At 71.4% G+C, this 8669-nt stretch carries 8 protein-coding genes and 1 tRNA gene; 1 reads left to right on the top strand and 8 read right to left on the bottom strand.

Going from position 1 to position 8669, the window contains the following annotated elements; all coding sequences use genetic code 11:
• Position 1: 1 nt before the first annotated feature.
• The 7 genes from VFH10_RS12395 to VFH10_RS12365 all read right to left on the bottom strand — a co-directional run bounded on the left by VFH10_RS12395 (position 2) and on the right by VFH10_RS12365 (position 5317).
• A tRNA-Ala gene (locus VFH10_RS12395) sits at positions 2–77 on the bottom strand.
• 62 nt (positions 78–139) lie between these two features.
• Positions 140–985, bottom strand: coding sequence for a hypothetical protein (locus tag VFH10_RS12390; protein ID WP_325128951.1), 846 nt, complete (start codon positions 983–985; stop codon positions 140–142).
• 82 nt (positions 986–1067) lie between these two features.
• A complete protein-coding gene (locus VFH10_RS12385; RefSeq protein ID WP_325128949.1) occupies positions 1068–1640 on the bottom strand; it encodes a GNAT family protein in 573 nt (190 codons plus the stop codon).
• A 35-nt stretch (positions 1641–1675) separates the two neighbouring features.
• Positions 1676–2146: a MogA/MoaB family molybdenum cofactor biosynthesis protein gene (locus tag VFH10_RS12380; protein ID WP_325128947.1), complete on the bottom strand. Its 471-nt coding sequence runs from the start codon at positions 2144–2146 to the stop codon at positions 1676–1678.
• Complete coding sequence (moaC, locus tag VFH10_RS12375) at positions 2143–2634, bottom strand: cyclic pyranopterin monophosphate synthase MoaC (protein WP_325128945.1); 492 nt, start codon at positions 2632–2634, stop codon at positions 2143–2145. The genes VFH10_RS12380 and moaC overlap by 4 nt, the downstream gene beginning before the upstream one ends.
• Positions 2634–3884 carry a gephyrin-like molybdotransferase Glp gene (gene glp / locus VFH10_RS12370; RefSeq protein ID WP_325128943.1) on the bottom strand — a complete coding sequence of 417 codons (1251 nt, stop codon included), beginning with the start codon at positions 3882–3884 and terminating at the stop codon, positions 2634–2636. The genes moaC and glp overlap by 1 nt, the downstream gene beginning before the upstream one ends.
• Positions 3885–3901: 17 nt before the next feature.
• Positions 3902–5317, bottom strand: a complete 1416-nt coding sequence (locus tag VFH10_RS12365; protein WP_325128942.1) for a UTP--glucose-1-phosphate uridylyltransferase — start codon at positions 5315–5317, stop codon at positions 3902–3904.
• A 35-nt stretch (positions 5318–5352) separates the two neighbouring features.
• Between VFH10_RS12365 and VFH10_RS12360 the strand changes: the two genes are divergently transcribed.
• Positions 5353–5946: a 5-formyltetrahydrofolate cyclo-ligase gene (locus VFH10_RS12360; protein WP_325128940.1), complete on the top strand. Its 594-nt coding sequence runs from the start codon at positions 5353–5355 to the stop codon at positions 5944–5946.
• Here VFH10_RS12360 and VFH10_RS12355 read toward each other — a convergent pair.
• Complete coding sequence (locus VFH10_RS12355) at positions 5924–8584, bottom strand: penicillin acylase family protein (protein WP_325128938.1); 2661 nt, start codon at positions 8582–8584, stop codon at positions 5924–5926. The genes VFH10_RS12360 and VFH10_RS12355 overlap by 23 nt on opposite strands.
• Between the last annotated feature and the right edge of the window lie 85 nt (positions 8585–8669).

Genomic DNA, 8669 nt, shown 5'->3' with positions numbered 1-8669 from the left:
GTGGTGGAGCTGAGGGGATTCGAACCCCTGACCTTCTCATTGCGAACGAGACGCGCTACCAACTGCGCCACAGCCCCGGGTGCGCCGGACGAACCGGCGCGAGCAGAAAAGATACCAGCCGGGTGCGGGAGCCGCCGAATCAGGATCCGACCGCGCGCTGCTGCTCGACGGCTGCCTCCGCGGCGTCCGTCTCGGTGGCGGGCGTGGACTGCTCCGTCTGGTCGGCGACCAGCTGCGTGTCGTCCTCGGAGCGGCCCGAGCTCCATGTGCCGGGCTCCGACAGGTCGATGGTGCGGACGGTGCGACGGGCCTTCGGCTTCGTCACGTACGTCGGCAGCGTGACCGGCAGTGGGTCCCACAGCGATCCGCCGTCGACGGTGGGCACCGCGACCGCGTCGAGGACGGCGACCGGGATCGCCATGGTGTCCTCCTCGGGCGCGACCTCCTCGAAGCCCTGCGCGTTGCGCACCGCCGGGAGGGTCGGCTCGACCCGCACCGGCTCCTCCTCCTCGATCGCGGTGGCCAGGTCGGCCTCCCACGTCGCGTCGCGGGCGCGGCGTACCTGGGTGCGGCACAGCAGCAGGAAGAGCAGGGTGAACGAGACCGGGATCGCGACCGACCACCACGGGACGATCGCGAACGCTGCCAGCCCGGTGACCACGAGGGTCGAGAGGACCAGAAGACCGAGGATGCGACGACGCCGGCGAGCGGCTGCGCGAGCGGCCAGGCGGCGGGCGGCCGCCGGCGGGGTACGCCGGGTGGGGGCCAGCACCCGCGGGTTGTCGGCTGCCCGTGCCGGCGACACGACGAGCCGGGCATCGCTGCGACTGACCGGTTCCCGACGCGCGAGCACCCGCATCGACCGGGAGAACCGGTCGACGGACCGGGTGCGGGCGACCTCGTCGTGGTGCTTGAGCGCCTTGGGAATCAGGTAGACGGCCCACGCGAGGGCGAGCACGACGAAGATGACTCCAGACAGGTCCACGAGGGGAACGATAGGAGCGCTCCGCACTTCGGCCCCGCAGGCGGCTCGGTGTGTCGCCAGATGTCTCCTGTGACTGGTGTGATCAGAGGTTCCCGGCCGCGGCGCCGCCCTGCCGGTACCTGCGCAGCACCCCGCCCTGGCACTCCTCGACGGTCAACGCGAAGAGCCGGTGGTCGCGCCAGTCGCCGTCGATGTGCAGGTAACCCTTGGCGTAGCCGACCTCGGTGAACCCGAGCTTCTCGACGACGCGGAGGCTCGCGGTGTTCTCCGGACGGATCGCCACCTCGACCCGGTGCAGACCGAGCTCGAACAGGCAGTAGTCCGTGACCAGCGCGACCGCGGTGGGCATCACGCCCTGCCCGGCGTACCGCTCGTCGATCCAGTAGCCCATCTGCGCCCAGCGCGCCGAGCCGCCGGTGATGTTGGTGACCGTCAGCTGCCCGGCGAACCGGTCGTCGACGGTCACCGCGAACGGCAGCGCGCGTCGGTCGCGGGCCTGCCGGTGCAGGTCGCGGACGAGACCTCGAAAGGTCTTGGGCGCGGTCCGGTCCCCGGGTGGGACCGTCGCCTCCCACGGCGTCAGCCAGGCGGCGTTGCGACGGCGCACCTCGCTCCACGCCTTGGCGTCCGACATGAGCAGGGGTCTGACCCCCACGCGTCCCGCGCGGAGCTCGACCCGCCACGGCCTGGTCAGTGGTCGCTCCCGACGATCTGGTCGACGGCGTGCCGGAGGACGGGTACGACGACCGCGAGGCCGTCCTTCACCCCGCCGCGGGAGCCGGGCAGGTTCACCACGAGCGCCTGCCCGACCACCCCGGCCAGCCCGCGCGACAGCGCCGCGGTGGGCACGCCCTGGGAGATGCCGTGGGCGCGGATCGCCTCGGCGATCCCGGGAACCTCGCGGTCCAGCAACGCCCGGGTGACCTCGGGGGTGCGGTCCGTGGGCGTCAGCCCGGTGCCACCGGTGGTGATGACCGCGCGGGCGCCGGCGTCGACGGCCTCCTGGATCGCCCGGCCGACCGGATCCCCGTCGGGTACGACGACCGGGCCGGTGACGTCGAAGCCCTCGTCGACCAGGGCCTTCACGATCAACGGCCCGGTGGTGTCCTCGTAGACGCCCGCGGCTGCACGGTTCGACGCCGCGATCACCGTCGCCTTCATGCGTCGTCCCGCGACCAGTCGCCGGACTTGCCGCCGGTCTTGGACTCGACTCGCACGTCGGTGATGACCGCGGCCTTGTCGACTGCCTTGACCATGTCGACGACGGTCAACGCCGCGACGGAGACTGCCGTCAGCGCCTCCATCTCCACGCCGGTGCGGTCCGACGTGCGAACGGTGGCGGTGATCTCGACCGCCTCGTCGGCGACGGAGAGGTCGACGGTCACGCCGGAGATGGCGAGCGGGTGGCACAACGGCACCAGGTCGGGAGTCTTCTTCGCCGCCATGATGCCGGCGACCCGGGCCACACCGAGCGCGTCACCCTTGGGCACCCCGTCGCCGCGCAGCAGACCGACCACCTCGGCGGACACCAGCACCCTTCCGGTGGCGACCGCCTGCCGCGCGGTCACGTCCTTGCCCGAGACGTCGACCATGCGGGCGGCGCCGGCCTCGTCGACGTGGGTGAGGCGGGGATCGCTCGGGTCGGCCATCAGAAGTCCCGGTCGAGCACGAGCACCTGGACCTGCTCCCCCGCTTCGACCGACGTGACGTCGGCGCCGAGCACGATCAGGCAGTTCGCGTCCGAGAGGTCGCCCATCAGGTGCGAGCCGTGTCCGCCCACCGGTGTCACGTGGGCACCCTTGCCGTCGATCTCGAACCAGCCGCGGGCGTACTGCTGCCGGCCCTTGATCGACGTCATCCCCTTGTCGAGCAGGGCCCTGACCCTCGGCCGGCGGTACGGCACCTTTCCCATCATCCGCCGGATCGCCGGCAGCACGAAGACCTCGAACGAGACGTACGACGAGACGGGGTTGCCGGGCAGCGTGATGATCGGGGTCGCGTCCTCGCCGACGAACCCGAACCCCTGCGGCTTGCCGGGTTGCATCGACACCTCGCCGAACGACACGGTGCCGAGCTCGGCGAGCACCTCCTTGACCACGTCGTACTGGCCCTTGCTGACCCCGCCGCTGGTGACCACGAGGTCGGCTCGGACGAGCTGGTCGCTGAGCGCGTCACGGAACTCCTGCGGGTCGTCGGAGACGATCCCGACCCGGTAGGCGATCGCACCGGCGGCCCGCGCGGCGGCAGCCAGCATGTAGGAGTTGGCGTCGTAGATGCTGTCGTGGTCGAGGCCAGCGCCCGGCTCACGGAGCTCCGACCCCGTCGACATGATCACCACGCGCGGCCGCGGCCGGGCCTGCACCTGCGAGCGGCCCACCGAGGCGAGCAGCCCGAGCTGGCGGGGGCCGAGCACCGCACCGTCCTCGAGCAGCACGTCGCCGCGGCGTACGTCCTCGCCCCGGTAGCGCACGTGCTGCCCGCGCTGCGGCGCCTGGGTGATCCGTACGTTGGCGACGCCAGCATCGGTCCACTCCACCGGCACGACCGAGTCGGCGCCCTGCGGCACCGGCGCCCCCGTCATGATCCGCACCGCGGTCCCGGGCGAGAGCGCGAACAGCTTGGTCTGCCCGGCGGCCATCTCCCCCACCACCGGCAGGTGGACGGGGTGGTCGGGAGAGGCGGTCGCGACGTCGTCGAAGTAGACGGCGTAGCCGTCCATCGCGGAGTTGTCGAAGGACGGCAGGTCCATCGTGGCGGTGATGTCCTCGCAGACCGGCAGCCCCACGGCCTCGAGCAGCGGCTGGGCGTACGGCGGCAGTGGCCGCAGTGACTCCACGATCCGCTCGACGTGCTCGTCGACGGTGCTGAGCCGGTCGGTCGGCATCAGGGAGGCAGCCATGCGTCGAACCCTAACGCTCAGCCCAGCGTCGCCCCCGGTTCGACTCGGGACGTCCCCAGGTCGTCCAGCACCGCCTCCCCGACCACGGTGACCCCGGGGCCGAACCACCAGTCCCCGTTGACCACGAACTGCTCGGCCCGCCGCAGCGACGGCACGCCCTCACCGAAGCGGGCGTCGAAGTCGCCGACCAGCTTGTAGTGGGCAGGGTCGAGGTCGACGAAGGGCACTCGGTCGGCGACCAGGTCGAGCACGTAGTCGTCGGTGAGCTCGTAGCAGTCCGACCGCAGCACCAGCAGGTCGTTGGTGGTCTTCACGGGGACGAACCGGTCGCGCGAGACCTCGATGGTGGTGGCCCCGTCGAACACCTCGATCGCCGCACCCATGGCCGTCTCGATCTGGATGACCTCGGGAGACTTGGGGTCGGCGGGGTCCACGTTCTTGGAGTTGGTGATCAGCGCCAGCCCGAGGATGCCGTCTCGCCGGTCGAGCTCGGCCTGCATGGCCGCGAGGTCGAACCAGAGGTTGTTCGTGGAGCAGTAGCGGTGCCGGTCGAGGTCGCCGAGCGCGTCCTTGTCCTCGTCGAGGGTCTGCGCGGTCTCGCGCAGCACGATCCGCCCGTCGGACTTGCGGATCGCGAAGTGGCCGCCCTTCCGGTCCGAGGCGGTGCGGCGCACCGCCTCGATGGCGAACGGCGCTCCCGACGCGGCGAACCAGCCGGCCACCCGGGGGTCGGGAACTGCGCCGAGGTTGTCGGAGTTGGACACGAAGGCATGCCGGAAACCCGCCTTGACCAGCCGGTCGAGCAGCCCCGTGCCGCGCAGCGCGGTGTAGATGTCGCCGTGCCCCGGCGGGCACCACTCGAGGGTGGGGTCGGCCGGCCACTCGACCGGGGTCAGGTCGTCGGCGCGGAGCTTGGGCTCCTTGTTCTGCAGGAAGTCCAGCGGAAGGCTCGGCGTACCGGTGGTCGAGCCCGTCGTCCCGGTGGTCGAGCCCGTCGAGACCAGGTCCGGGTACTGCTCGAGCACGGCGAGCGTGTCCGCGGACGTGCGGAAGCTGTTCATGAAGATCAGCGGGAGCGCGGCGTCGTGCTGCTTCCGGAGCGCCAGCACCTGGCGGACGATGATGTCGACGAAGCTCAAGCCGTCGCGCACCTCGAGCAACGACTTGGCCCGGTCCATGCCCATCGACGTGCCGAGGCCGCCGTTGAGCTTGATGACCGCGGTGCCGGCGAGCGCCTCGCGGGCGACGTCGTCGGGTACGTCGACGTCGGCGAGAGCCTCCATGTCCATCGGCTCGATCGTCGACTCCGGCACCATGCCCGTCTCGCCGCTCTCCACCAGCCGGTAGTAGTGGGCGAACACGTCGATCGCCACCGGGTCGACACCGGCGGCGGCCATCTTGTCCCGAGCCAACCGCAGTCCCTTGTCGCTCATGGGGGCGAATCTAGTACGCCCCGTAGGCTCGCCCCATGAGTGCGGGTGCGGTCGACGGCGCCAAGATCGCCCTGCGCGACCAGCTCCTCACGGCGCGGCGACGCCGGTCGTTGCTCGAGATCGGTCAGGCCGCGCGCGCCATCGCCGAGCACGTGCTCGAGCTCCCGGAGGTACGCCGGGCGGCGACCGTCGCGGCGTACGTGTCGATCGGTCAGGAGCCGGGCACCGGGCCGCTGATCGACCGGCTGCACGAGGCCGGCCGGCACGTGCTGCTGCCGGTGGTGCTCCCCGACAAGGACCTGGACTGGGCGAGGTACGACGGTCCCGACGCCCTCGTGCCGGCCCGGATGGGACTGCTGGAGCCGGCCGGGCCGTCGCTCGGCGTCGACGCGGTCGCCGGCGCCGACGTGGTCCTCGTCCCGGGGCTGGCCGTCGACCGGACCGGGCTCAGGCTGGGACGGGGCGGCGGCTGCTACGACCGGGCACTGACCCGAGTGCCGGTGGGCACCCTGGTGTGCGCCCTGCTGTTCGACACCGAGGTGGTCGACCGGGTGCCGGCCGCACCCCACGACCGTGCCGTCAACGCGGTGGCGACGCCGTCGGGGGTCATTCGGCTGGGCGAAGGGTGAGCGTCTGCTCGGCGGTCTCGCCGAGCGCCTCGCGCGAGAAGTACCAGGGCAGCGACCGGCCCTCGGCCCACAGCTCGGTCTGGTCGACGTAGTGGTCGTTGAACGCGTGCCCGGACACTCCGGTCAGGTTCACCCACCGCGAGTCGTCGAGATCGGCCATCGAAACGACCATCCGCATCGACGGGGCGGCGGTGACCTCGAACGAGTCGGTGGCCGCGTCCCACTTGGTCGCGTTCACGATCTCGCCACCGCCACCGACCTCGTAGCCGCCGCGGTTGAACAGCCACTGCACCAGACGCACGGGTGACTGGCCCACGGTCTCGTTCTCGAGGTTGAGTCGGTGGTGGTGCCCCCAGGTCCAGTCGACGGCGCGGCGCGACTGCCGCCGCACCAGGTCGTCCCGGGCGGCGGCCATCGCGCCGGCCAGGATGTCGTCGCGGGTCTCGACGACACCCTCGGTCTCCACGTCGTCCCACCAGTGGCTGGTCGGGTCGGCGAGCAGGGTGCGCATCACCTCGAACCACCGGCCGCCGCCGTCCGGCCAGACCGCCTCGCGGAGGTCGTCGTGGAAGGTGAGCTCCAGGGTCTTGTCCCAGACCGCGTTGAAGTACGCCGCGGCGGCCGAGTCGGCGTCCTGCTCGTAGTCCCAGCCGAGGAGCAGCCGCTGGCCGGCGCCGAGGTACTCCGACGGCATCAGCACGTCGAGGAGGTACGGCACCATCGTCGGGGCGAACCCGTTGCGGTCGTCGAGCTGCAGCGCCTCCATGTCGGCGACGCTCAGCTTCTCCTTGCGCTCGAGCAGCTCGACGATCCGCTGGCTGCGATAGCCGTAGGCCCACGAGTCGCCGAGGAAGTAGGGGTACGCCGGGCCGGTGACGGCCTGGTTGGCGGTGGCCACGAAGCCGTCGTCGGGGTCGAGGACGCTGGGCAGCGCGTCGAACGGGACGTACTTGCCGGTCCAGTCGTCGGACGGGAGCCAGCCCTCGGCCGGGTAGTCACCGGTGTTCCCGGACTTGCGGATCGGGATGAGGCCGGGCGCCTGGTAGCCGATGTGTCCCTCACGGTCGGCGTACACCATGTTCTGCGACGGGGCCGCGAAGTCGGCGGCCGCGGCCCGGAAGTCGTCCCAGCTGCTCGCGGTGTCGATGCCGAAGATCGCGTCGGCGGTGTTGCTCGGCTGCAGCGCGGTCCAGGAGATCGCGACCCCGTAGCCGTTGCCTCGCTCGGGCGCGTCCTCGCCCGTCGGTGAGTTGGCGCCGACGGTGCTGAGCTCGGCGGAGACGTCGGAGAGCAGCGGCCCGTGCCGGGTGGACCGCACGGTGAACGTGAACGGCTCGTCCCGACCGAGCACCTCGATGGTCTCGTCGCGGAGGTCGAGGCGGCGGGTGCGGCCGTCGTACTCGTAGCGTTGGCCCTCGATCTTCTCCAGGTAGAGGTCGACCACGTCGGGGCCGAGGTTGGTGAACCCCCAGGCGACGTCGCGGTTGTGGCCGATGATCACCCCGGGGAGTCCGGCGAACGTGAAGCCGGTGACGTCGAACGGGCACTCGGCGGTGACCTCGGTGCAGTGCAGGCCCATCTGGTACCAGATACCCGGGACCGAGATGCCGAGGTGGGGGTCGTTGGCGAGGATCGGCTGCCCGGTCGTGGAGTGCTCACCGTCGACCACCCAGCCGTTGCTGCCGATCCCGTCGCCGTGCCCCATCAGCTCGGGCATCGCGTCGATCCCGGCCTTGAGGTCCTCCAGCGCCGCGACGACCGAGTCGTCGAACGGCGGTCGCGAGGGCCTGCGCGTGCCGCCCTGTTCGGCGCCCTGCTCGTAGACGCCGTCGACGACAGCGCCCTGCTCGACGATCGGGCGGTGCCGGTCGTAGGGGTACGGCGGAAACAGCTCGGCGATGTCGGCCTCGCTGTGCCGGCCGGCCATGATGGCCCGGGTGACCTCGTCCTCCATGTTGCTGCGCAGGTCCCACGCCATCGCCTTGAGCCAGGCGACCGAGTCGGCGGGGGTCCACTCCTCGACGGTGTAGTCGAGGCCGTTGAGCGCCAGCGCGGAGTACTCCAGCGACATCTCGGAGGGGGTGTGCCCCTCGATGTAGGCGTTGACCCCGTCGCTGAATGCCTCGAGGTAGGAGAGCGTCTCCGGCTCGAGCATCGACAGCTCTTCCTCGGCGACCCGGCGCCACCCCATCGTGCGGATGAACTTGTCGGTGTCGAGGGCGTCCTCGCCGAGCATCTCCGAGAGCCGCCCCGCCGTGACGTGCCGGCGGACGTCCATCTCGTAGAACCGGTCCTGTGCCTGGACGAACCCCTGCGCGTAGAACAGGTCGTGGCTGGTCCCGGCGTACACCTGCGGGATGCCCTGCGCGTCGCGGACCACCTCGACCTCGCCGTTGAGCCCCGGGACGGAGATCTCACCGTCGGTCTGCGGGAACGACCTGCGCACGACCACCACCCCGGTGACCAGGCCGGCGACCATCACCAGGACGACCACAATGGCGGCGTACGTCGCCCAGCGACCGGCACGGGGCCAGGCCCGGAACCGGGCCCTCGGCCCCGGCCCACGTCCCGCGTCGGAGGCCTCGTCATCGCGGGTGTCGACCTCGGCGGACGCGGCGGCGGTGGAGGTGTCGGACACGGCGGACATTGTGCCCGGCGCCCGGCGCCGGCAGGGCGCCGGGCGGGAAGTTTACGAATCGCGGTCGCGTTGGTCATAATTAGCA

The sequence above is a fragment of the Nocardioides sp. genome, assembly GCF_035697785.1.
Taxonomy (GTDB): Bacteria; Actinomycetota; Actinomycetes; order Propionibacteriales; family Nocardioidaceae; genus Nocardioides_B.
Note: the sequence above shows the minus strand (reverse complement) of the source record. Positions and strands in the feature narration are given on the sequence as shown.